This is a genomic window from Pseudomonas sp. B21-059 (assembly GCF_026016285.1).
GTDB classification, from domain to species: domain Bacteria; phylum Pseudomonadota; class Gammaproteobacteria; order Pseudomonadales; family Pseudomonadaceae; genus Aquipseudomonas; species Aquipseudomonas danubii.
Map to the genome: position 1 here is coordinate 2,440,411 of NZ_CP087201.1, position 21,893 is coordinate 2,462,303.

The 21,893-nt window shown below is 65.7% G+C and carries 19 protein-coding genes; 7 read left to right on the forward strand and 12 right to left on the reverse strand.

Annotated elements, in window-relative coordinates; genetic code table 11:
- Nucleotides 1-46: 46 nt before the first annotated feature.
- From LOY69_RS11165 to LOY69_RS11180, 4 genes are all read right to left on the reverse strand, one after another.
- A complete protein-coding gene (locus LOY69_RS11165) occupies nt 47-757 on the reverse strand; it encodes an ABC transporter permease (RefSeq protein WP_016962591.1) in 711 nt (236 codons plus the stop codon).
- Nucleotides 754-1,473, reverse strand: a complete 720-nt coding sequence (locus LOY69_RS11170) for an ABC transporter permease (RefSeq protein ID WP_102880307.1) — start codon at nt 1,471-1,473, stop codon at nt 754-756. Before LOY69_RS11170 ends, LOY69_RS11165 begins: the two co-directional genes overlap by 4 nt.
- An 86-nt stretch (nt 1,474-1,559) precedes the next feature.
- Nucleotides 1,560-2,312, reverse strand: a complete 753-nt coding sequence (locus LOY69_RS11175) for a transporter substrate-binding domain-containing protein (RefSeq protein ID WP_047285526.1) — start codon at nt 2,310-2,312, stop codon at nt 1,560-1,562.
- Nucleotides 2,313-2,328: 16 nt separating this feature from the next.
- On the reverse strand, nt 2,329-3,204 hold the full coding sequence (locus tag LOY69_RS11180) for a MurR/RpiR family transcriptional regulator (RefSeq protein WP_047285528.1): 876 nt from the start codon (nt 3,202-3,204) through the stop codon (nt 2,329-2,331).
- Nucleotides 3,205-3,336: 132 nt separating this feature from the next.
- Between LOY69_RS11180 and LOY69_RS11185 the strand changes: the two genes are divergently transcribed.
- From LOY69_RS11185 to nahK, 4 genes are all read left to right on the forward strand, one after another.
- A complete protein-coding gene (locus LOY69_RS11185; RefSeq protein ID WP_265074545.1) occupies nt 3,337-4,374 on the forward strand; it encodes an Ldh family oxidoreductase in 1,038 nt (345 codons plus the stop codon).
- Nucleotides 4,375-4,582: 208 nt separating this feature from the next.
- Nucleotides 4,583-5,767, forward strand: coding sequence for a porin (locus tag LOY69_RS11190; protein WP_232644311.1), 1,185 nt, complete (start codon nt 4,583-4,585; stop codon nt 5,765-5,767).
- A 254-nt stretch (nt 5,768-6,021) separates the two neighbouring features.
- A complete protein-coding gene (gene nosP, locus LOY69_RS11195; protein WP_265074546.1) occupies nt 6,022-7,185 on the forward strand; it encodes a nitric oxide-sensing protein NosP in 1,164 nt (387 codons plus the stop codon).
- Complete coding sequence (nahK, locus tag LOY69_RS11200; protein WP_265074547.1) at nt 7,115-9,751, forward strand: hybrid sensor histidine kinase/response regulator NahK/ErcS'; 2,637 nt, start codon at nt 7,115-7,117, stop codon at nt 9,749-9,751. Before nosP ends, nahK begins: the two co-directional genes overlap by 71 nt.
- 407 nt (nt 9,752-10,158) lie before the next feature.
- Here nahK and LOY69_RS11205 read toward each other — a convergent pair whose 3' ends face one another.
- From LOY69_RS11205 to LOY69_RS11230, 6 genes are all read right to left on the reverse strand, one after another.
- Nucleotides 10,159-10,824, reverse strand: coding sequence for a response regulator transcription factor (locus tag LOY69_RS11205; RefSeq protein WP_102880312.1), 666 nt, complete (start codon nt 10,822-10,824; stop codon nt 10,159-10,161).
- A 46-nt stretch (nt 10,825-10,870) separates the two neighbouring features.
- Nucleotides 10,871-11,413 carry a PQQ-dependent catabolism-associated CXXCW motif protein gene (locus tag LOY69_RS11210; protein WP_265074548.1) on the reverse strand — a complete coding sequence of 181 codons (543 nt, stop codon included), beginning with the start codon at nt 11,411-11,413 and terminating at the stop codon, nt 10,871-10,873.
- A 579-nt stretch (nt 11,414-11,992) separates the two neighbouring features.
- Nucleotides 11,993-12,787 (reverse strand): ABC transporter permease, encoded by a 795-nt coding sequence (locus LOY69_RS11215; RefSeq protein ID WP_265074549.1) that lies wholly within the window; start codon nt 12,785-12,787, stop codon nt 11,993-11,995.
- Nucleotides 12,784-13,542 (reverse strand): ABC transporter ATP-binding protein, encoded by a 759-nt coding sequence (locus tag LOY69_RS11220; protein ID WP_265074550.1) that lies wholly within the window; start codon nt 13,540-13,542, stop codon nt 12,784-12,786. The genes LOY69_RS11215 and LOY69_RS11220 overlap by 4 nt, the downstream gene beginning before the upstream one ends.
- The gene (locus LOY69_RS11225; protein ID WP_015635007.1) at nt 13,539-14,513 is read right to left on the reverse strand and encodes a YVTN family beta-propeller repeat protein; all 975 of its coding nucleotides are present in this window, start codon (nt 14,511-14,513) and stop codon (nt 13,539-13,541) included. Before LOY69_RS11225 ends, LOY69_RS11220 begins: the two co-directional genes overlap by 4 nt.
- Nucleotides 14,514-14,543: 30 nt before the next feature.
- Nucleotides 14,544-15,728 carry an ABC transporter substrate-binding protein gene (locus LOY69_RS11230; RefSeq protein ID WP_213666035.1) on the reverse strand — a complete coding sequence of 395 codons (1,185 nt, stop codon included), beginning with the start codon at nt 15,726-15,728 and terminating at the stop codon, nt 14,544-14,546.
- 190 nt (nt 15,729-15,918) lie between these two features.
- On the opposite strand from LOY69_RS11230, the gene LOY69_RS11235 reads away from it, so the two are divergent.
- The 3 genes from LOY69_RS11235 to LOY69_RS11245 are packed head-to-tail and all read left to right on the forward strand — an operon-like array spanning nt 15,919 to nt 17,953.
- Complete coding sequence (locus LOY69_RS11235; protein ID WP_258010305.1) at nt 15,919-16,041, forward strand: hypothetical protein; 123 nt, start codon at nt 15,919-15,921, stop codon at nt 16,039-16,041.
- 2 nt (nt 16,042-16,043) lie between these two features.
- On the forward strand, nt 16,044-17,315 hold the full coding sequence (locus LOY69_RS11240) for a HAMP domain-containing sensor histidine kinase (RefSeq protein WP_265074551.1): 1,272 nt from the start codon (nt 16,044-16,046) through the stop codon (nt 17,313-17,315).
- Nucleotides 17,315-17,953, forward strand: a complete 639-nt coding sequence (locus LOY69_RS11245) for a response regulator transcription factor (RefSeq protein ID WP_265074552.1) — start codon at nt 17,315-17,317, stop codon at nt 17,951-17,953. The genes LOY69_RS11240 and LOY69_RS11245 overlap by 1 nt, the downstream gene beginning before the upstream one ends.
- A gap of 1,073 nt (nt 17,954-19,026) precedes the next feature.
- Here LOY69_RS11245 and LOY69_RS11250 read toward each other — a convergent pair.
- Together LOY69_RS11250 and exaA are read right to left on the reverse strand one after the other, a co-directional pair.
- Nucleotides 19,027-19,686 carry a pentapeptide repeat-containing protein gene (locus LOY69_RS11250; RefSeq protein ID WP_265074553.1) on the reverse strand — a complete coding sequence of 220 codons (660 nt, stop codon included), beginning with the start codon at nt 19,684-19,686 and terminating at the stop codon, nt 19,027-19,029.
- 183 nt (nt 19,687-19,869) lie between these two features.
- A complete protein-coding gene (gene exaA, locus LOY69_RS11255; protein WP_265074554.1) occupies nt 19,870-21,756 on the reverse strand; it encodes a quinoprotein ethanol dehydrogenase in 1,887 nt (628 codons plus the stop codon).
- Between the last annotated feature and the right edge of the window lie 137 nt (nt 21,757-21,893).

Sequence of the window (21,893 nt, forward strand, 5' to 3'; positions counted from 1 at the left end):
GTTTCAGTCCTTATGACAGGGGCCGCGCGGCGGCCCGCTAAAGGGTTCAGTTCAGGTGCCGGCCCAGGCGGCCTTCCAGGTATTTGAGGCTGCGCCGCACCACTTCGACGATCAGCAGGTAGAGCACCGCAGCCCACAGGTAGATCTGGAAATCGAAGCTGCGGGAGAAGGCCAGCTTGGTCACCCCCATCAGGTCGTAGATGGTCACCAGGGAGGCGATGGCGCTGGCCTTGATCATCAAAATCAGCTCGTTGCCCAGAGGCCCGATGGCGATCAGCAGCGATTGCGGCAGTATCACTTTGCGAAACGCGGTCCAGCGCGACAGGCTCAGGGCCTTGCAGGCTTCGCGCTGGCCCTGGGCCACGGCCAGCAGGCTGCCGCGCAGGATCTCCGCCTGGTAGGCGGCGGTGTTCAGGGTGAAGGCCAGCAGGGTGCAGAACCACGCATCGCGGAAGAACCACCACAGGCCCACGTCCTGCCAGAAGCCTTTGAACGAGCCCAGGCCGTAATACAGCATGAACAGCTGGGCCAGCAGCGGCGAGCCGCGGAAGAAGTACACATAAGCCCCGGTGAAGCGCCGCAGGAACTGATTGCTGGACAGTCGCCCGAGGGCGATCAGCAGGCCAAGTACGGCGCCCAGGCTGAAGGAAATCGCCACCAGTTTGGCGGTCACCAGCAGGCCGTCGATAAAGCGCGGGCCGTAGCGTTCCAGCAGTTCCTGGTTGAGGAACAGGTTCAGCAGGTCATCCAGGCTCATGGTTGCAGGCTCCGTTGCGCACGGTTGAAGCGCCGTTCGAGAAAACTGAACAGGTGCCCCGACAGCGCCGAGAAGAACAGGTAGCCCAAGCAGGCCACGCTGTAGAACAGCATGGGTTCCTTGGTCACGCTGACCGCGAGGTTGGTCTGGCGCATCAGGTCCACCAGGGAAATGGTCGACACCAGGGAGGTGTCCTTGAGCAGCGACAGCCAGTTATTGGAAAGCCCCGGCAGGGCGATGCGCGTCAGTTGCGGCAGCAGCACCCGGGTGAAGGTGGTGCGGCGCGACAGGCTCAGGGCGCTGGCGGCTTCGTACTGGCCCTTGGGCAGGGTCTTGAACGCGGCCAGCCAGATCTCGCTGGAGAAGGCGGCGAACACCAGGCTGAAGGCGATCATCGCGGCGACGAAGGTGTTGATCGCCACTTCACCGGGGTAGCCCAGGGCGCCGAGGATCTTCTGCGCGGCAATCTGGCAGCCGTAGTAGATGATCAGCAGGGTCAACAGCTCCGGCAGGCCGCGAAACACCGTGGAAAAGGTCGTGGCCCAGGCCCGCGCCCAGCGGTTTTTCGAGCGCGCGGCCAGGGCTACCAGTAAGCCCAGGGGCAGGCCGATGGGCACGCAGGCCAGCGCCAGGGCGATGGTCACCAGGGCCCCGGCGAGTAAGGCCGAGCCCCAGCCGCCGCTGGCAAAGGACAGGAGTGACAGCTGTTCGAACATGCGCGAACCCTCAGGAAAATTGAACCGTGCAGGGCGCCGCCGCGCTCAAGGGAGCGCGGGGCAAGGGCAGCGGCAAAGGCGGGCGGTCAGTAGATGTCGAAGGCGAAGTAGCGGCTGGAGATCTGCTTGTAGGTGCCGTTGGCGACGATCTCGTCCAGGGCCTTGTTCAGGCGCTCGCGCAGGGCGTTGTCTTCCTTGCGCACGGCGATGGAAGCGTCGGCGGTGGTGCCGTTGACGTCGCCGATGATCTTGCAGCAGTCCTTGCCGGCGCTTTCAGCCCAGGCCAGCAGCGGGAATTTGTCGGCAATCACCCCGTCCACGCGTCCGGCGGCCAGGTCGCTGTTGGCTTCGTCCAGGGTCGGGTAGAACTTCACGTCGGCACCGGCCGGGCCGTAGTGGTCCTCGGCGTAGATGGCCTGGGTCGAGGAGGCCTGGGCGCCCACGGTGCGGCCCTTGAAGTTGGTCTGGGCGTCGGTGATGTCCGAGTCCTTGGCCACGGCCACCGACAGCGGGGTGCGGTAGTAGTGGTTGCTGAAGGCGATCTTTTTCTTGCGTTCGTCAGTGGCGATCATCGAGGCCACCACGGCGTCGTATTTCTTCGCCAGCAGCGCCGGGATGATGCCTTCCCAGTCCTGGGCGACGATCTGGCACTCGACCTGCATCTGCTTGCACAGGGCGTTGGCGATGTCCACGTCAAAGCCGTGCAGCTGGTTGTTGGAGTCCACGTAGTTGAAGGGCGGGTAGGCGCCTTCGGTGGCGATCTTCAGGGTTTCGGCCTGGGCCGTGGAAGCGGCGATGACCAGGGCGCAAGCGCCGGCGAAGCGGAGGACGTTGTTCATGGAGCACCTCGGTTATTTATTGTTTTGGTCGGGCGGACGATGTGTAACCAACAAACTCGTTATGCAGGGCAGCGGTGGCTTCCAGGCGTTTTTCCACCTCGGGTCCCAGGTGCTTGCACACCTCGTTGACCAACAGGTGCACCAGCGACAGCATGGCCGCGGTGGACTCCCAGAACAGGTTGAATTCAGTGGGCACGCGGAACACCTCGTCGGCGTTCTGCTCGGCCCAGTCGCAGAAAGTGTCGGTGACCAGGGTCACCGGAATCCCCGCCTCGCGGGCCTTGTGGCACAGGGTCAGGGCGTGGCGCGAGTAGCGCCGGGCCTCGAACACCACCAGGGCACAGTCTTCGGCGGGGCTGAGCAGTACGTCGGCGAAATGCCCGGCGGCGCCGTCCACCAGGTGCACGCCGTCGCGCAGGTATTGCAGCAGGTGGACCATGGAGGCGGCGATGCCGCGCTCGGTCTGGAATCCCGCCACGTACACCCGGCGCCGGCTGGCCAGGCGCTGGACCACGGTCTGCCAGGCCGGGGTCAGGCTGTATTCGTAGACCTTGACCAGCGCCGCCACTTCCAGCTCGAAGCTGCGGGGCAGGCCCTGGGCCGCCGGGTTGGGCTGCTGGCGAAATTCCTGCAGGCGGTCGCCCACCAGCCACGGGCCTTCGCCGAGGTCGTTCTTCAGGTCGTTTTTCAGGTCCTTGAAATGGCTGTAGCCGATGGCGCGGCAGAAGCGGCCGACGCTGGATTCGCTGACACCGAGTTTTTCGGCGATGTCGGCAGCGGTCTGGAAGGGCAGTTCGTAGAGGTTGGCCAGCATGTAGCTGGCAATCGCCCGGCCCGACGCGGTGGCGCTGGACAAGCTGCTTTCAAGGCGTTGTTTGATGGGCTGGCTCATGGCCGCTCCTGGTTTTTATTGACCGCTGGAAACGGAAAATGAATGTTTTCTGTCATGAAGTCAACATTTGACAGTTAACTGGCGTGACGCGATAGTCAGGCACCTTCCAATAACAATTCCAATGGAGCTGCCATGCACCACGCGACCCCGGCGCAGGCTGATGTCGAGTACCTCGACCTGCCGGCCTTGACCGACTTGCTGCAACGCATTTTTCTTCGCCACGGCACCTCTGCCGAGGTGGCCCGGGTGCTGGCCGACAACTGCGCCCGCGCCGAGCGCGACGGCTCTCACAGCCACGGGGTGTTCCGCATGCCCGGTTACCTGTCGTCCCTGGCCAGTGGCTGGGTGAATGGGCAGGCCGTGCCGCAAGTGGAGGATGTGGCCCCCGGCGTGGTGGCGGTGGACGCCGCAGGCGGCTTCGCCCAGCCGGCTCTGGCAGCGGCCCGCGAGCTGCTGCTGAGCAAGGCCCGCAGCGCCGGGATCGCGGTGCTGGCGATTCGCAATTCCCATCACTTCGCCGCCCTGTGGCCGGATGTCGAGCCGTTCGCCGAAGAAGGCCAGGTGGCCCTGAGCCTGGTCAACAGCATGACCTGCGTGGTGCCCCACGGCGCCCAGCGGCCGCTGTTCGGCACCAACCCGATTGCCTTCGCCGCCCCCCGCGAGGGCGCCGAGCCCATCGTCTTCGACCTGGCTACCAGCGCCATCGCCCACGGCGATGTGCAGATCGCCAAGCGCCAGGGCCAGCTACTGCCGCCGGGCATGGGGGTGGACCGCGATGGCCAGCCCACTTGCGACCCGGCAGCGATTCTCGACGGCGGCGCCTTGCTGCCCTTTGGCGGGCACAAGGGCTCGGCGTTGTCGATGATGGTGGAGCTGTTGGCGGCGGCGCTGACCGGCGGCAATTTCTCCTTCGAGTTCGACTGGTCGCAACACCCGGGGGCGCAAACGCCCTGGACCGGGCAACTGCTGATCGTCATCGACCCCAGCCACCTGGGCGGCGGGCGTTTTGCCCAGCGCAGCGGCGAGCTGGTGCGGCAGATGCAGGCCGTGGGCCTGGAGCGCATGCCCGGCGACCGGCGCTACCGCACCCGGGCCAAATCCCTGGAGCACGGCATTCCCCTGGCCGTTGCCGAGCTGGCGCGACTGCGCGCGTTGGCGGCCGAGGCTTAAGGCCTTATCCCTTGGCACCGGGGTCGATAGACCCTTGGTGCTACTCCCGGTAGGGGGGCCGGTAGCGGTCCGGTCGTGGATCGGATTTGCCGCTCCCTGCCAGCCCCTCCAAAGCACCGTGAACTTGCCCCCAAGGCAGCCTATGGGCGGCCTTGGCGCGTTTCGATAATCGCCTCCGACATTTCGTCCCCCGTTTGCGGAGCGCGCCATGCATAACAATAAGAACTGCCAGTACCCTCTGATTCCGGCCCTGCTCGTCGGCCTGTCGACCCTTGGCCTGGGCACTGTCGCCGAAGCCGAAATCATGCTGTACGACAAGGACCAGACCACCTTTTCCACCGACGGCTACGTCAACGCCTTCTACGTCAACAGTGACGTCGACCGCGCCGGCGAGCAGTACGACCGCCGCCAGGCGCGGGTGAAGATGGGCTTTCTGCCCAACTACCTGGGCTTCAACATGGGCAAGCAGGTGGACGACCTCAAGCTCGGCGCCCGGGCCTCATTCTGGGTGACCATCAACGACAGCGAAACCAACGGCACCGACACCGCCATCGACGTGCGCCAGTTCTACGGCACCGTGGCCAACCCGGAGTGGGGCGAGGTGCTGATCGGCAAGGACTTCGGCCTGTTCGCCCGTTCCAACATCCTGCTCGATGAAATGCTTGCCGGGTACGGCCAGGTCAGCGACAGCCTGGGGCTGGTGGACGGCGGCGGGGTGTCGTTCGGCAACATCGGCAGCGGTTACCCCTATCCCTTTCCGTCGTCGCAGATCACTTACCGCAGCCCGGTGATGGACGGCCTGCGGGTAGCGGTGGGCATCCTCGACCCGGTGGACACCAACGACAGCAGCGCCCTGGGCAAGGCCTACCAGAAGAACCCGCGTACCGAGAGCGAAATTACCTATCAGTTCGACCTGGGCGGGGCCAAGTTCTACAGCTGGCTCAACGGCAGCTACCAGACCTCCGACAACACCGACCCCAACGTGCAGTCAGTGACTTCCAAGGGCCTGGGTTATGGCCTGCAGGCGAAGATGGGCGGGTTGTCCCTGACCGGTTCCGGGTTCCAGGCCAAGGGCATCAACCCGTTCTTCACCAACAATGCCGGCGAGGCCACCCTGCGCAATGTCGACAGCAAGGGCTACCTGCTGCAGGGCTCGTACAAACTGGGCAAGAACCGCCTGGCGCTGTCCTACGGCAAGACAAAGGACGACGGCAACGGCGTAGTCGGCAGCGGCGCCGATTACCAGACCCGGGGCGTGGCGCTGTTCCACGACATCAACGACAACCTCAAGCTGGTGGCCGAGTACAACCAGTTCGAGATCGACGGCCACCACACCAATGCGCAGAACGAAAACACCGACACCTTCGCCGTGGGTGCGGTACTGACCTGGTAACCCCAGCGTCGGCCCTGGCGTGCGCATCGCGCCCGGGCCGGCGCCCCCTCCATTCCCCATATCTCCCGCATGTCCCGTAGGAGCCGGCTTGCCGGCGAAGAGGCCCGCCAGCCTTGCACCAGCCCGGCCGACGCCTTCGCTGGCAAGCCAGCCCCTACGCCCATGGAACCGGCTACCCGCTACCCAAGTAGCATTCGTCCCCCGGGGCCGGCTTCGTACACTCATTGCTCAGACAACCCGCGCCGGAGGCGACGATGCAGCAAGCCCAGAGCGAGGGCGTGGTCAGTGCCATGTCCCAGGCCGTCGATCCGCAGCAGGTGGCCCAGGACCTGGCCAGCCAGTTGCTGCATCCGCACCTGGGCTTCGTGCTGTTCTTCTGTTCTGCCGAATACCCTCTGCAAACCCTCGGCCCGGCCCTGCAGCAGAGCTTTGGCGGCATCCCTCTGGTGGGCTGCACCAGCGCCGGGGAGATCACCCCGCTGGGCTACGGGCGCAATTGCGTGACCGCCATCGGTTTCGACCATCGGCACTTTTCCATCGCCGCCGAGCTGATCGACCAGATGGAGCACTTCAGCCTGATCGACGCCCAGCAGATGGTCGAACGCCTGGTGGGCCGCTGCCGCAGCAACACCCTGGCGCCGATCAAGGGCAACAGCTTCGCCCTGACCCTGCTGGACGGTCTGTCGAGCCGTGAGGAAATGGTCCTGGCCGCCCTCAGCGCGGCCCTGGGGGACATTCCGCATTTCGGCGGTTCGGCCGGCGATGACAACTACCTGACCCACACCCACGTGTATTTCGGCGGCGAGTTCCACAGCGGCGCGGCGGTGGTGGTGCTGGTCAACACCTGGCTGGATTTCGAGGTGTTCACCACCCACCACATCCTGCCCCGGGAAGAAAAACTGGTGGTCACCGGCGCCGACAGTACCTTGCGTCGGGTCTACGAACTGAACGCCGAGCCCGCCGCCGAGGAGTACGCGCGGCTGATCGGCGTGCCCCTGGCGCAGCTCGACCACCGGGTGTTCGCCGCCCACCCGCTGGCGGTGCGCATCAACCAGCACTATTACGTGCGCGCGGTGCAGCAGGTGCACCCGGACCTGAGCCTGAGTTTCTACTGCGCGGTGGAGAACGGCATAGTCCTCACCGCCATGACCCCCGGCCCCTTGCTGCCCAACCTGCAACAGCTGTTCGACGGCTTGCAGCAGCGCCTCGGCGGGCTGTTGCTGACCATCGGCTGCGACTGCTTTTTGCGCCGCCTGGAGCTGGAGGATCGCGGCAGCCTGGACCAGATCGGGGCCTTTTTGCGGGAACAACGGGTGATGGGTTTCAACACCTACGGAGAACAGTTCAATGGCATGCACATCAACCAGACCTTCACCGGGGTCGCCATTGCCCGCAGTCGAACTCCGGCCCGCCGCTGAGCTGCAAGCGCAGCTCGATGACCTGCAGCGCGAGAACCGCAAGCTGCGGCGCATCAACGAGGCGCTGATCGAACGGGTCGAGTCCGGCATCACCCGTGGCAACGACCCTTACGCGGCGTTCCAGCATTCGGTGGTGCTGGCCGAGCAGGTACGCGAACGCACCGACGCCCTGAACCAGGCCATGGCCGAGCTCAAGGCCGGCAACCATTTGCTCAGCGAAGCGCGGCTGCGGGCCGAGACGGCCCACCAGCACCTGATCGACGCCATCGAGAGCATTTCCGACGCCTTCGTGCTGTTCGACCAGGAGCAGCGCATCGTCCTGTTCAACAGCCGCTTCCGCGCCTTCTGGAGCCACAGCCGGGTGCGGATCATGGCCGGCATGCGCCTCTCGGAAGTGCGCCGGCTGATGACCAGCACCGGGCTGTTCAGCGAAGAACCGCGCAGCGCCGGCGACGAACAACTGCTGTATCGCCTGCACAACGGCCGCTGGTTGCAGGTCAGCGAACGGCCGACCCGGGAGGGCGGGCGGGTGATCCTGTTCACCGACATCACCGAGGTCAAGCACAGCGAAACCCTGCGTCGGGAACAGGCGGTGGCGCAAAAGTCCCACCTGCTGCAACGGGCGGTGGACAACCTGTCCCAGGGCGTGGCCATGGTCAACGCCGAGGGCATCCTCGAACTGTGGAACCGGCGCTTCCTCGAACTCAGCGGGTTGGCCCCGGTGGCCGCGCACCGCTTGTTTGCCGAGGTCATCGGCGACAGCGAGCTGAGCCTGCTGACCCCCGCCAGCCGCGACGGCAATGGCCGGGTGATCCATGAATGCGAGCAGCGCCTGAGCGACGGCCGGGTGCTGGAGATTCGCACCCATCCGCTGCCCACCGGCGGCTTCGTCAACACCTTCACCGACATCACCGAGCGCTACCAGCACGCTGAGGCCCTGAGTGAAAGCGAGCGCTGGATTCGCCTGATCACCGACCATGTGCCGGCGCTGATCGCCTACCTGAATGCCGATCTGGTGTATGAGTTCACCAACAAGGTCTACGAGGAATGGTACTGCTGGCCGCGCGGCGTGATGCTTGGCCAGAGCCTGCGCGAGGTGCACAGCGAACAGCACTACCAGCGCCTGGAAAGCTATGTGGAACGGGCCCTGGCCGGGGAGAGCGTGACCTTCGAATTCGCCGAAACCAACATCAACAACCAGGAGCGCTACATGCTGCGCTCCTACGTGCCCAACCGCCTGGCCAATGGTGAAGTGGTGGGGATCTTCGTGCTGATCCGCGACATCACCGAACGCCGGCGCACCGCCGAGGCGCTGCATCAGGCCTACCAGAACCTGGAACTGCGGGTGCGCGAACGCACCGCCGAACTGACCACCCTCAACCAGCAACTGCTGCGCGAGATCGAAGAGCGCAGCCGGGTCGAATCGCGGCTGCGTGAGGCCAAGGCCGAGGCCGAACGGGCCAACCTGTCGAAGACCAAGTTCCTCGCCGCGGTCAGCCATGACCTGCTGCAACCCCTGAACGCCGCGCGGCTGTTCACCAGCGCCTTGCTGGAGCGTCGCGATCCCCAGGCCAGCAGCGCCCTGGTGCGCAATGTCAGCAACTCCCTGGAAGACGTGGAAAACCTGCTGGGCACCCTGGTGGACATTTCCAAGCTCGACGCCGGGGTGATCAAGGCCGATATCGCGCCCTTTGCCTTGAGCGAACTGCTGGAAAACCTCGCCGCCGAGTACGCCCAGGTGGCCCGCAGCGAAGGCCTGGAACTGCACTTCGTGGCCTGCTCGGCGCTGGTGCGCAGCGACATCCAGCTGCTGGCGCGGATTCTGCGCAATCTGTTGAGCAACGCCATCCGCTACACCCGCCAGGGCCGGGTGGTGCTGGGCTGCCGGCGCCAGGGGCGCTGGCTGTCGATCGAAGTCTGGGACAGCGGTATGGGCATCGCCGCCGAACGCCTGGAAGAAATCTTCCAGGAGTTCAAACGCGGCGAAGAACAGCGCCCGGACCAGGATCGCGGCCTGGGCCTGGGGCTGGCCATCGTCGAGAAGATTGCCGGGATTCTCGGGCACCGCATCGGCGTGCGCTCCTGGCCGGGGCGCGGTTCGGTGTTCAGCGTGCAGGTGCCCATCAGCGCCAGCGCGCCCTTGCCGGCGCCGCGCCCGGAACTGGGGGAAGCCCTGCTGGAGCGTTTGCACGGCGCGCGGATCTGGGTGCTGGATAACGACGCGGCGATCTGCGCCGGCATGCGCACCTTGCTCGAAGGCTGGGGCTGCCAGGTGATCACCGCCTTGTCCGAAGAAGACCTGGCGCGCCAGGTGGACGACTACCGCGCCGAGGCCGACCTGCTGATTGCCGATTACCACCTGGACCAGCAACAGAACGGCATCGACGCCGTGGCACGAATCAACGCCCGGCGCGCCCTGGCGATCCCGGCGATGATGATCACCGCCAACTACAGCAACGAGCTCAAACAGCAACTGCGGCAGCTGGGCCACACCCTGATGCACAAACCGGTGCGCCCGATGAAACTCAAGACCGCCATCAGCCACCTGCTGACGCCCCCCGTGTAGCCGCTGCCGCAGGCTGCGCCCGGCTCCGCAGGAGACGCCAACCCTGACAACGCGGTCTATCAGAACAACCCGCGTGCCCCGATTCATCGCTACGGCGTTGGTCGCGATGGATGCGCCGGTCTTCAGATCGCTGGAAGGGCCTTCGGCCCTTGTCGCAGCCTCGCCGAAGGCTCGGCAGCGGCTACAGGACTTGCAGGGCGCGGAAGGCTTCATGTAGCCGCTGCCGCAGGCTGCGCCCGGCTCCGCAGGAGACGCCAACCCTGGCAACGCGGTCTACCAGAACAACCCGCGTGACCCGATTCACCGCCATGGCGTTGGTCGCAATGAATGCGCCGGTCTTCAGATCGCTGAAGGGCCTTCGGCCCTTGTCGCAGCCTCGCCGAAGGCTCGGCAGCGGCTACAGAGGGTTAGCGGCGCAGGTAGGCGCCGAAATCGATATCACCGGCGCTGAGGATCGCTTGCACCCGGTTGTGCACGTTGAGCTTGCGCAGAATCGCCGAGACGTGGGCCTTCACTGTGGTTTCGGCAATGTCCAGGGTGTAGGCGATCTGTTTGTTGGACTCGCCCTTGGTCATGCGTTCCAGTACCAGGAGCTGTTTGCGGGTCAGGGCTTGCAGCAGTTCCGGGGGAAAGCTCGGGGTCTCGCTGTTGCGCCGCCCCGGCTGGCTTTTCTGGGTGCGGATGATGTCCGGCGGCAGGTACACGTTGCCATTGAGGATCTGTTCGATGGCGTCGGTCATCTGCGAGCGCGCCGAGGATTTGGTGATGAAGCCGACGGCGCCGTAGGTGATGGCCTGGAGCACGATCTGCTTGTCCTGCTCGGCGGAGACGATCACCACCGGAATGGTCGGCGCTTCGTTGCGCAGGGTGATCAGGCCGTTGAGGCCGTGCATGCCGGGCATGTTCAGGTCGAGCAGGATCAGGTCCAGATCGTCGTGCTCCTGGGTCAGGGCCAGGGCGCTGTCCAGGTCGGCGGTTTCCATCACCTCGCTGCCGGGAAATCCGTCGCTGATGACGTTGTGGATGGCTTCGCGAAACAGTGGGTGATCGTCGGCTATCAGAATTTTATACATGGCCTTTCACCTCGTTATTGTGATTGTGCAGGGGGCTTTTGCGGCTTCAGGGAAAGGCTTCCGGCTGGGCCGCCACCACCGGCAACCCGGCGGCCTCCCAGGCGTCCAGGCCGTCGCGATACCAGTAGAGGGAGGTATAGCCCAGGGCTGCGGCGCGTTTTACCGCGTTCCAGCTCAGCCAGCAATCGGCGCGGCAATAAAAGACCAGCGGTCGTTGCCGATTACCGGCACTGAGCTGTTGCAGGTAGCGGCTGAAGTATTGCTGCCACTCTGGGCTCAGCTCGCCGTCGCCGGTGTTGGCCAGCCAGTGGCTGCCGGGCAGGTTGGCGTGGGGCTCGCTGTCGATGAAGCGGCCTTGCAGCCATTGCCGGCGATAGACGTCGATCAGCAGGGGTTTGGGTTGCGCCTGGAGCAGGGCCTGCAAGCCTTGGGTGTCGATGATCTGCGCGGCCTCGATACGCGTGGGCGTCGGGCTGCGGTAGAGGCGGGTGCGATAGCCGTCGGCGGAAAACAGCGGAGTCTCGGCTTGGGCCATTCCCAGGGTCAGGCTCAGCGAGAGCAGGGCCAGGGTCTGCAGGGCACGGGGCATAGGGGGTTGTCCTTCTTGTTATGGGCCCATTACATGCCAGCGCGGGTGCATTTGTGAATGCGACCATCGACAGCAAAAGCAGTACCAAAGTCGTAGGTCCTGGCTGGGCGAGGCTCTCGCGCTTGTCTGTAGCCGCTGCCGCAGGCTGCGAACGGCTTGGGCGGCATTCCGACGGAGGAGACGCCAAACCTGGCAATGCGGTCTATCAGAACAACCCGCGTGGCTCGATTCACCGCCATGGTGTTGGTCGCGATGAACGCGTGGGGCTTCGGATCGCTGAAGGGCCTTTGGCCCTTGTCGCAGCCTCGCCGTAGGCTCGGCAGCGGCTACAGGCGTTGCAGCGATTGCGGAGGTTGCAGGGCTTCGTGTAGCCGCTGCCGCAGGCTGCGAACGGCTCCGGAGGAGACGCTAAACCTGCCGGCGCGGTCCATCAGGAAAGTCCACGGGCGTCGATGCAGCGCCATGGCGTTGATTGTGATGAATGCGCGGGCCTTCGGATCGCTGGAAGGGCCTTTGGCCCTTGTCGCAGCCTCGCCTAAGGCTCGGCAGCGGCTACAGTGGCTCTTTATCTGGAGATACCTAGGCGGTGCTTTTGCGCAGGGCGGCGTGCTGCGGGTTGAAGGTCAGCACCGCCAGCACGGAGAACACCAGGGTCAGCCCCAGGCACACGGCCAGGGCCAGAAGGTTGAGGCGTTGATACAGGGCGAAGCGCACCAGTTCCACGGCGTGGGTGAAGGGGTTGAGGGCGCACAGCCAGTACAGCCAGGGGCTGGCTTCGAGCATCTTCCACAGCGGGTACAGCGCCGAGGACAGGAAGAACAGCGGGAAGATCACGAAGTTCATCACCCCGGCAAAGTTCTCCAGCTGGCGGATGGCGTTGGACAGCAGCAGGCCCAGGGCGCTGAGCATCAGGGCCACCAGCAGCAAGGCCGGCAGGGCGCTCAGCAGGCCCATGGCCGGCGGTTGCACGCCATACAGCCAGGCCACGGCGAGGAAGGCATAGACCTGCAGCAGCGAGATCAATGAGGTGGCCAACATCTTGCTGGCGAGCAGGAAGGCCCGGGGCAGGGGGCTGGTGAGCAGCACGCGCATGCTGCCCATTTCCCGGTCGTAGACCATCGACAGCGAGCCCTGCATGCCGTTGAACAGCAGGATCATGCAGGCCAGCCCTGGGACGATGTAGACCTCGTAGGGAATGTAGGTGCTGTAGGGCTCGATGATGGCGATGCCCAGGGCCGCGCGAAAGCCGGCGGCGAACACCAGCAGCCATAGCAGCGGCCGCACCAGGGCGCTGAGAAAGCGCGTGCGCTGCAGCACGAAGCGCAGCCATTCGCGCAGCACGATGCCACGCAGGCATTGCCAGTAGGCGTTCATGCGAGCGGTTCTCCGATCGGGGCCGGGCGCGGCTGGGGATTCTGGGTCAGGCGGGCGAAGGCCGTGCCCAGGTCGCCGCCCTGTTCCTCACTGATGGCGCTGGCCACGCCACTGGCCACCAGGCGCCCCTGATGCAGGATCAGCAACTGGTCGTCGGCCTGCACTTCATCCAGCAGGTGGGTGGTCCAGAGCACGCTCAGGCGCTGTTCCTGGCACAGCTGGCGAATGTGCCGGTTGAGGGCCAGGCGGCTGGCCGGGTCGAGGCCGGCGCTGGCTTCATCGAGCAGTAGCAGGCGCGGTTCATGCAGCAGGGCGCGGGCGATCTCCACCCGTCGGCGGTGGCCGCCATTGAGGGCGCGGACGCTTTCCCGGCGCCGTTCGCTCAGGCCCTGGCGCGCCAGTTCGGCATCGATTCGCGCCTGCGCCTGGCGCCGCGACAAACCGTGCAGCGCGGCATGGTAGTGCAGGTTCTGCTCGACGCTCAGGTCCAGGTCCAGGGTGCTTTGCTGGAACACCACGCCGAGCTGGCGCAGGGCGGCGCGGGCAGCGTTGCGCAGCGAGCAGCCACCGACGCGTATGTCGCCCTGTTGCAGGTCGTAGAGCCTTGTGAGCAGGGCGATCAGGGTCGACTTGCCGGCGCCGTTGGGCCCCAGCAGGGCGGCAAAGCGTCCGGGAGCCAGGCTCAGGCTGACCTGATCGAGGGCCTGGCGCGGGCCATAGGCGAAGCTCAGCTGGCTGACCTCCAGGGCGTTCATGGGGTCACCACCACGCCCCAGGGATAGCGCCCGACCTTCACCGACTTGAGCACCTTGAGGCTGTTCACATCGATCACCGAGACATCGCCGCTGACCCCGTTGGTGGCCAGCAACTGGCTCTGGTCCGGGGTGAATGCCAGCTGCCAGACCCGCCGCCCCACCAGCAGGTAGTCGAGGATCTCGTAGGTCTTGGCGTCGATCACCGCCACGTGGTTGGCCGGGCCCAGGGCGACGAAGGCGTACTTGCCGTCGGCGCTGAGCTTGATGCCCACCGGCTGCACCTTGTCCGGGTGCACGCCCTTGATCTTGAAGTTCAGGGTCTTGAGCACCTGGCGCGTGGCCACGTCGAGGATGGTCACGGTACCGCCGATTTCCGCCGAGGCCCAGAGCCTTGAGCCGTCCTGGTTGAACTCGACGAAGCGCGGGCGCTGGTCCACCAGGGTGCTGTCGGCCAGGGTCTGGGTGCTGGTGTCGATCCAGTGCAGCATGTTGGTGGTTTCGCTGGTGTTGACCGCCCACTTGCCGTCGGGGCTCACCGCCATGCCTTCGGGTTCGACCCCGACGTTAATCTGGCCGAGGACCTTGGCGGTCTCGGTGTCGATCACCGTGACCAGCGCATCGTCCTCGTTGGACACGTACAGCCAGCGGTTGTTGGGGTGTAGGGCGAACTGCTCGGGGTCCTTGCCGGACGGCAGCTCCTTGATGATCTTGCGGGTCGCCACGTCCATCACCTGGACCCGGTCCGAATCGCTGGCGCAGATGTACAGCAGCTTATTGTCATGGGACAGCAGCAACCCCCGCGGGCGCTGGCCCACCGGCAGGGTCTCGGTGACTTCCAGGGTCTGCAGGTCGATCAGGCTCAGGCTGTTGTCCTTTTCGTTGGAGACCCAGGCCGTGGCGGCCATGGCGTGCCCGGCGGCGAGCAGCAGGCCCGCGCAGAGGGCGGAGCGGCAGAGAAGAGGGCGGCGCATGGCGGATTCCTTGTTGTTGTGGTTATGGGATCAGGGGTAGCGGCAGGTCACTTCGGGGCGGTCGTAGCCCAGGCTGTCCATTTCGTTGAAGGGGTGCAGGAAGCCGTCCTGGGGCGAAGTGCTGACCAGGGCTCGGGGCTGCACCAGGGGAATGGGTTGGCGCAGTTCGCCGTTCCACGGCCGGTAGCTGAGCTTGCGGCCCTTGAACCCGTCCAGGGGCAACTGGTCGCTGAGCAGCAGCGTCTGCAGGGCCCGAGGCTCGGCCTGGCGCAGTTTGCTCACTGCGCTGGCGACGCTGCGCACGGCCATCCAGGCGGCGAAGTCGCGGTCGTTCATCCAGCGTCCGGCCTGGGCTTCGAAGCGCTTTTGCAACTGCGCGGCGCCGAAGGTCTCGACGCTCTTGTGCCAGCCGGTGGGGGTCAGGCCCTGGGTGCCGGCCACCGGGCGCGGGAACCAGGTCTGGTAGGGCAGGTATTCGCCGAAGTCGCCGCGCTCGTCGGCCACCAGCACCACGTCGTATTCGGCGGTCTGGGTGAACAGCGGCATGTCGGCCTGGGCGCTGCGGCGCTGGTCGTTGTCGAAGCTCCAGTCTTTCTCGGCGACCAGCTTCACGCCGAAGCGCTGGGTGGCCCGGCGCAAGGCGTCGGCGTAGGCCCGGTCGTCTTCGGTCTGGCCGACGATGAGCAAGGCCCGCTGCCATTTACGCAGCACCATGAACTGCACCAGGGCGTCGGCCAGCATCGCCCGGCCGGGCAGGCTGTGCAGCACGTTGCCCAGGCACTGGCTGCTGCGCAGGGCGTCGTCGGGGCTGCCGGCGTTGAACAAGAGGCTGTCGGGCAGGGCGGCGGACAGTTCCCGCAGGCTGGCCGCCGGGGCATTCACCACGAACAGCCGCAGGCCCTGGTCGTGCTGGGCCTTGGCGGCTTGCAGCAGCGCCTGGGGGCTGTCGACGCTGGCGCTGTCGAGCTGGAACTGCTGCTTGAGAAAGCGCCCGGTGCTGTTGCTGTCGACAATCGCCAGCTGCGCGCCTTGCAGCCCGCTGTCGGCGGGCTCGGGGATGATATTGGACAGCAGCGGGCCGGGATCGGGGCGATAGCCCAGGTAGCCGATGCGCACCTGCAAGGTGTCCTCGCTGGCCTGGCTCGCGGCCAGGGGCAACAGGACCGAGGTCAGGGCCAGCAGGCAGGTCAGGATAAGCGGGGCAGGCTGGTGCATAAGGCACTCCACGGCAGGTGGCGCCAGCATAGGAACAGCGTCGGGGCGGGGAAATATGCAGAAAGTAGCGCTCGGGCAGTACCAAGGTAGTAGCCCGGCGCGGGTGCGGCGGTCTTAGCATGGTCCCAGCGGCCCCGACCCTGGCCGAACCCGCCCCGAGCCCTGAGCCCGAACCTTGAGAGAGACGCCCATGCGCATCATCAAAGTGCTGCTCCTGCCCTTGCTGCTGATCCTCAGCCTGATCGGCGTCGATCGCCTGCACGGCCCGCGTCCGGTCCTGCCCCTGGCGGTGCCCTTGGTTCCGGGGCGCTAGGCATGTCGGCGCTGTGGCGGATCAACCTGTGGGTCACGGCGTTCTTTGCCGTGGTGACCCTGGCCTGCGCCGGCTTGCTGCTGCATCAGGCGGTGGCCGATGTCGAACGTGAATTGCAGTCCGCCGCAGCGGTGGTGGAGTACTTGAGCGACAGCGCCGAGCGCAACCCGGCGGGCTTGCAACCACACCTGACCCAAAGCCTGCGCCATGTGCGGGTGCACTGGCTGGCGCCTGACGAGGCGGCACGCATGCCGGAAGAGGCAGGGCTGGACGCCTGGCTCGGCCGCCAGTTGTTCAGCGACCGTCTCTACAGCGCCCGCGAACTGGACCTGGGCGACGGGCGCCGGGTGCTGATCGCCGTGGACGCGCGGGATGAGATCGACGAAGTCTGGGATTCCCTGCAACAGCTGCTGAGCCTGTGCGGCCTGGCCTTGCTCCTGAGCCTGCTGACCATCCGCTGGGCAGTACGCCGTGGCATGGGCTTGCTGGATGATTTGCTGCGGGCCTTGCAGCAAGTATCCGGCGGGCAACTGGCGGTGCGCCTGCGCGAAGCCGGCCTGCCGGAAGCGCGACAACTGGCCGGACACTTCAACCGCATGACCGCGACCCTGGAACAGACCCGCGCCGACAACACCCAACTGACCCAGGCCCTGCTGGCGGTGCAAGAGCGCGAGCGCACCTACCTGGCGCAGACCCTGCACGACGACCTCGGGCAATACCTGGCGGGCATCCGCGCCCAGGCCTGCCTGCTGCGCATGGTCAGCAACCAGCCCACGGTGGTGGAACACACTGCCCAGGCCCTGGAGCTCAACTGCGAGCGCTTGCAGCAAGGCTTTCGCGCCCTGGTGCAGGACCTGTACCCGGTGGTGCTGCAGCACCTGCCGCTGGCCGAAGCTTTCGGCCTGCTGGTGAGCCAATGGCAGGACAGCCAGGGCATCGACTGCCAATTGCGGGTCGGCGCCGACCTGCCAGCGTTGCCCGACGCGAGCAAGACCCACCTCTACCGCCTGCTGCAAGAAGCGCTGACCAATGTCGCCCGGCACGCCGATGCCAGCCAGGTACGGGTGCGCCTGCAACGCAGCGCCCGGGGCCTGCGCCTGCTGGTGCGCGACAACGGTTGCGGCGCGCGCCAGCCCCAGCGTCCCGGCGTCGGCCTGCACTCGATGGCCGAACGGGCCCGCAGCCTGGGCGGCGAACTGCACATCCTCAGCCGTCCCGGCGCCGGTTGGGCACTGGCCTTGAACATGCCCCTGAACATGCCCATGGAGGCCTGATGAACATCTTGTTGGTGGATGACCACGCCGTGGTCCGCCAGGGTTACGCCAGCCTGCTGCGCGCGGTATTGCCGGCGATGCAGGTGCGTGAAGCGGCCAGCGGCGAAGAGGCCCTGACCCGGGTCGCCGAAGAAGTGCCGAACCTGGTGATCATGGATTTCGGCCTGCCGGGCATCAGCGGCCTGGAGACCACCCGCCGCCTGCGCCAGCGCCTGCCGCAGCTGCGGGTGCTGTTTTTCAGCATGCACGACGAACTGCCCCTGGTGCGCCAGGCCCTGGAGGCGGGTGCCTCGGGTTACCTGACCAAGAACTCCGCGCCCCAGGTGCTGATCGAAGCGGTGCACCGCGTGCTGGCCGGGCACGCCTACATCGAACAGCCCCTGGCCACCCAGCTGGCCTGCACCCCGGCGCAGAACGCCAGCGACCCGCGCTTGCAGAGCATGACCCAGCGCGAGCTGGAGATCTTCGTGATGCTGGCCAAGGGCACCCCGGCGCGGGTGATTGCCGAGCAGCTGTGCATCAGCGCCAAGACTGTGTCGAACCATTTGACCTTGCTCAAGAGCAAGTTGCAGGTCAGCTCCCATGCGGAGTTGGTGCATTTGGGGATTGATATGGGGGTGGTGCGGGTGGCGGTGTGAGGGGGGGGCAGTTGGGGCTAGGGGATTGAGGGCGTATCCGTTGCAGCGGTCATGGCGGTTTCGCCCTGACTACGGCGATTGGGATGGAGTACATATCCGTTGCTGCGGGTGCGGCCACTTAGGGTTTCGCCCTTACGGCGAGTCCCTTTTTACAAACGCCTAAAAAGGAACCAAAAACGCTTGCCCCTCCATGGGCCCCTCGCTGGGGCTCGGGGTGCCCTCGCTTCGGCATTGCTCCGGGGGCCCGCCGCCAACCGGCCATCCATGGCCGGGTGGCGGCTAGCTCGGCATCCTTGCCGAGCTGCCCCCTACGCAACGCCTGCGTTCGGCCGGCTGGGAAGGGGCCGGAAGATCAAGATCAAGAGCAAGAGCAAGAGCAAGAGCAAGAGCAAGAGCAAGATCAAAAGCCAAAGCCAAGGTGCGCAGGCCGGCTCTTTGTAGCCGCTGCCGAAGGCTGCGAAAGAGGGCGACGCGATATGTCAGGAAAATTGGGGAGGCAGGTTTAGCGTCTCCTGCGGAGCCGGTCGCAGCCTGCGGCAGCGGCTATATGTAACGCGAACGGCAATGAAACAGGCCGGCCGGCAGGCCGCCGTCAGATTTTGATCTTGCTTTTGATTTTGATCTGAGCGCCCCGTTAACCACGATGGCCGAACGCAGGCATTGAGCCGTGGGTAACCCGGCAGGGATGCCGGGTTAGCCGCCACCCGGCCATGGATGGCCGGTGGCGGCGGCCCACGGATCAATGCCGGAGTTCGGGCATGCCGAGCCTAAGCGAGGCACCGAGTGGAGGGGCAGAAGCGTTTTGCTTACTTTTGCGCTCTTCAAAAGTGAGCCGCTGTAAGAGCGGAACCGCCAGCGGCCGCACCCGCAAGAACGGATATGTACCCAACCCCCGCTGTAAAAGCGGAACCATAAGTGGCTACACCCGCAGCACCGGATATGTACCCAACCCCCGCTGTAAAAGCGGAATCGCCAGAGGCCGCACCCGCAGGAACGGATATGTACCCAACCCCCGCTGTAAGAGCGAAACCGCCAGCGGCCGCACCCGCATGAACGGATATGCCCCCAACCCCCTACTTATCCCAAGTCCCCGGACACCCCTGGCACCCTTCCATATTGGCATCCTGAAAATTCCCATAATGCTGCCGCGCCCCGCGCAAATCGGCGCGTTCCAGATTGCTCTCACCCAACTTGGCCTCCTGCAGATTGGCATCACTCAGATTGGCCCCTTGCAGATCCGCCTTGCTCAACCAGGCCATTTCCAGATCCGCCGCTTGCAGGTTGGCCTGGTGCAGCTTGGCCCCGGACAGCCGGGCAAATTGCAGATAGGCCGCGCTGAGGTTGGCGTTCTCGAATTGCGCGCCCTGGGCAAACAGGCCCCAGCCCTGAATGGCCATCAGCTTGGCGTCGGTAAAGTCCGCCAGCCGCAGGTTGCTCTGTTGCAGGCTGGCACGGGTCAGGTTGGCGCCTTGCAGGCGGGCTTTTTCCAAATTGGCCAGGTCCAGCTGGGCATGGCGCAGGTCGGCGCCGGAGAGGTCGGCTCCGGCCAGGTTCATCTTGCGCAGGTCCTGGTTGGCCAGGTTGGCGCCGCGCAGGTTGGCGCCGGGGCATTGGCTGGCTTCGGCAATCACGCAGCCGTTGATGGTCAGCGGGACGTCGTTGCCGTCGTCGTCGACGTTCATTGCCAAAGCGGGGGAGAGGCCCAACAGCAGGGCCAGGGGCAGGTAGTTCATGGTGCTGTTCTCCAGGCGGGAGTGAAGGCGGGTGGGGCGAGGGCGCTGGCTTGCGCTCGGCCGGCGCCCTGGGGGGCGTAGCCGTGGTGAACCCGGCCCCTGGGGTGTGTCGGGCACATCTCAGGGGCTGGTTTTGGGGCCGCTGCGCGGCCCAGCGGAGCAAGCTCCCTCGCCACAAGTCGGTCAGCGCTGGGCGGTCTGGTTATCCCAACTCGGGATCTTGAACACCCAGAACGAACCGCCTTGGGCCACCGGCTTGGTCAGCTCGGCCATGTCGCCACCCCACAGCGGCACCGCGCCGCCGTAGCCCACGGTCACGCCGATGTACTGCTCGCCATCCTGTTCCCAGGTGATGGGCGGCGAGACGATGCCGCTGCCGGTCTGGAATTTCCACAGCTCCTTGCCGGTCTTGGCGTCGAAGGCCTTGAAGAAGCCATCGCCGGTGCCGGTGAACACCAGGTTGCCCTTGGTCGCCAAGACGCCGGCCCACAGTGGCAGCTGCTCCTTGTGTTCCCACACCAGTTTGCCGGTGGTGGGGTCCATGGCCCGCAGGGTGCCGACGTGGTCGTCGTACATGCGCTTGATGCGGAAGCCCATCCCCAGGTAGGCCGAGCCTTTCTTGTAGTTCACTTCCTCGGTCCAGTACTCCTCCTTCCACTGGTTGCCGGGGATGTAGAACAGCCCGGTGTCCTGGCTGTAGGCCATGGGGTTCCAGTTCTTGCCACCCAGGAACGGCGGCGAGACTTCCACCGGTTTACCCTTGGTTTCACCCGGCAGCGGCTTGGCCGGACGCTGGCCTTCGTTTTCCACGGGGCGGCCGGTCTTGAGGTCGATGTGGCTGGCCCAGGTGATGTTGTCGACGAAGGGGAAGGCGTTCTGCAATTTGCCGTTGTTGCGGTCCACCACGTAGAAGAAGCCGTTGCGGTCGGCGTGGCCGGTGGCCTTGACCACTTTGCCGTCCTTGTTCTTGTAGTCGAACAGCACCAGTTCGTTGTTGCCGGAGAAGTCCCAGGCGTCGTTCGGCGTGTGCTGGTAGAACCATTTCACTTCGCCGGTGCTCGGGTCGACGCCGACCTGGCCCGAGGTGTAGAGGCTGTCATAGTCGTGGGGGTTGCCGTCTTTCGAGGTCCGTGCCCAGGTGTTCCACGGGCCGGGGTTGCCGGCGCCGACGATGATGGTGTTGGTTTCGGCATCGAAGCTGGCGCTCTGCCAAGGGGCACCGCCGCCATGGCTCCAGGCTTCGACCTTGCCGGTTTCGGTGGTCTTGTCGTCGGGCCAGGACGGTGCCTTGACGTCGCCGGTGGGGGTGCTGTCCTTGCCGTTGAGGCGGCCCATGTGACCTTCGACGAAGGGCCGCATCCACACCTCTTCGCCGGTGTCCGGGTCGCGGGCGAACAACTGGCCGACCACGCCGAATTCGTCGCCGGAGCTGCCGTGGATCAGCAGCACCTTGCCGCTGGTCTTGTCTTTGATCAGCACCGGGGCGCCGGTCATGGTGTAGCCGGCGCTGTGGTCGCCGAATTTCTTGTTCCACACCACCTTGCCGGTGTTCTTGTCCAGGGCGATGACCCGGGCGTCGAGGGTGCCGAAGTAGATCTTGTCGCCGTAGATCGCCGCGCCGCGGTTGACCACATCGCAGCACGGGCGAATGTTGTCCGGCAGGCGGTGGTTGTAGGTCCACAGGCGTTTGCCGGTCTTGGCGTCCAGGGCGAACACTCGCGAGTAGGAGCCGGTGACGTAGACCACGCCGTCGCGGACGATGGCCTGGGATTCCTGGCCGCGCTGCTTCTCGTCGCCGAAGGAGTAGGACCAGGCCGGGGTCAGCTTGAACACGTTCTTGTCGTTGACCTGGGCCAGGGGGCTCCAGCGCTGGGCGTTGGTGCCCATGCCGTACTGCAGCACGTCCTTGGTAGTCAGGTGGTCGTTGGCGATGTCTTCCCAGGTGACGTTCTTGCTGGCAGGTGTCGCCGGGGCGGTGGCCGCTGTGGCCGCCGTGCTCAAGGACAGGCTGGCGGCCAGCAGCACGGCCAGGCTCAGGGGGGAAAGGGCGGGTAGCGATCTTATTGTCATGGTTGCAGTTCCCAGTGGAGGTTTTGGCCTGACTAGGGTCTGCCGCGGGACGGGCTTTGAGATACGGAAAAAGTCCCGCCTTTGCCGGGAAAAGTTCCCGGGCGGCACCTGATTTAGGCCCGCGCCACAAGCCCTAC

Excerpts from the sequence above, each read along its gene's own strand:
- LOY69_RS11230 (WP_213666035.1), bottom strand. The coding sequence starts at position 15,728 with ATGCACCAGCCTGCCCCGCTTATCCTGACCTGCCTGCTGGCCCTGACC.
- LOY69_RS11175 (WP_047285526.1), bottom strand. The coding sequence starts at position 2,312 with ATGAACAACGTCCTCCGCTTCGCCGGCGCTTGCGCCCTGGTCATCGCC.
- nosP (WP_265074546.1), top strand. The coding sequence starts at position 6,022 with ATGCAGCAAGCCCAGAGCGAGGGCGTGGTCAGTGCCATGTCCCAGGCC.
- LOY69_RS11215 (WP_265074549.1), bottom strand. The coding sequence starts at position 12,787 with ATGAACGCCTACTGGCAATGCCTGCGTGGCATCGTGCTGCGCGAATGG.
- LOY69_RS11210 (WP_265074548.1), bottom strand. The coding sequence starts at position 11,413 with ATGCCCCGTGCCCTGCAGACCCTGGCCCTGCTCTCGCTGAGCCTGACC.
- LOY69_RS11185 (WP_265074545.1), top strand. The coding sequence starts at position 3,337 with ATGCACCACGCGACCCCGGCGCAGGCTGATGTCGAGTACCTCGACCTG.
- exaA (WP_265074554.1), bottom strand. The coding sequence starts at position 21,756 with ATGACAATAAGATCGCTACCCGCCCTTTCCCCCCTGAGCCTGGCCGTG.
- LOY69_RS11240 (WP_265074551.1), top strand. The coding sequence starts at position 16,044 with ATGTCGGCGCTGTGGCGGATCAACCTGTGGGTCACGGCGTTCTTTGCC.
- LOY69_RS11165 (WP_016962591.1), bottom strand. The coding sequence starts at position 757 with ATGAGCCTGGATGACCTGCTGAACCTGTTCCTCAACCAGGAACTGCTG.
- nahK (WP_265074547.1), top strand. The coding sequence starts at position 7,115 with ATGGCATGCACATCAACCAGACCTTCACCGGGGTCGCCATTGCCCGCA.
- LOY69_RS11225 (WP_015635007.1), bottom strand. The coding sequence starts at position 14,513 with ATGCGCCGCCCTCTTCTCTGCCGCTCCGCCCTCTGCGCGGGCCTGCTG.
- LOY69_RS11250 (WP_265074553.1), bottom strand. The coding sequence starts at position 19,686 with ATGAACTACCTGCCCCTGGCCCTGCTGTTGGGCCTCTCCCCCGCTTTG.
- LOY69_RS11170 (WP_102880307.1), bottom strand. The coding sequence starts at position 1,473 with ATGTTCGAACAGCTGTCACTCCTGTCCTTTGCCAGCGGCGGCTGGGGC.
- LOY69_RS11205 (WP_102880312.1), bottom strand. The coding sequence starts at position 10,824 with ATGTATAAAATTCTGATAGCCGACGATCACCCACTGTTTCGCGAAGCC.
- LOY69_RS11220 (WP_265074550.1), bottom strand. The coding sequence starts at position 13,542 with ATGAACGCCCTGGAGGTCAGCCAGCTGAGCTTCGCCTATGGCCCGCGC.
- LOY69_RS11235 (WP_258010305.1), top strand. The coding sequence starts at position 15,919 with ATGCGCATCATCAAAGTGCTGCTCCTGCCCTTGCTGCTGATCCTCAGC.
- LOY69_RS11245 (WP_265074552.1), top strand. The coding sequence starts at position 17,315 with ATGAACATCTTGTTGGTGGATGACCACGCCGTGGTCCGCCAGGGTTAC.
- LOY69_RS11190 (WP_232644311.1), top strand. The coding sequence starts at position 4,583 with ATGCATAACAATAAGAACTGCCAGTACCCTCTGATTCCGGCCCTGCTC.
- LOY69_RS11180 (WP_047285528.1), bottom strand. The coding sequence starts at position 3,204 with ATGAGCCAGCCCATCAAACAACGCCTTGAAAGCAGCTTGTCCAGCGCC.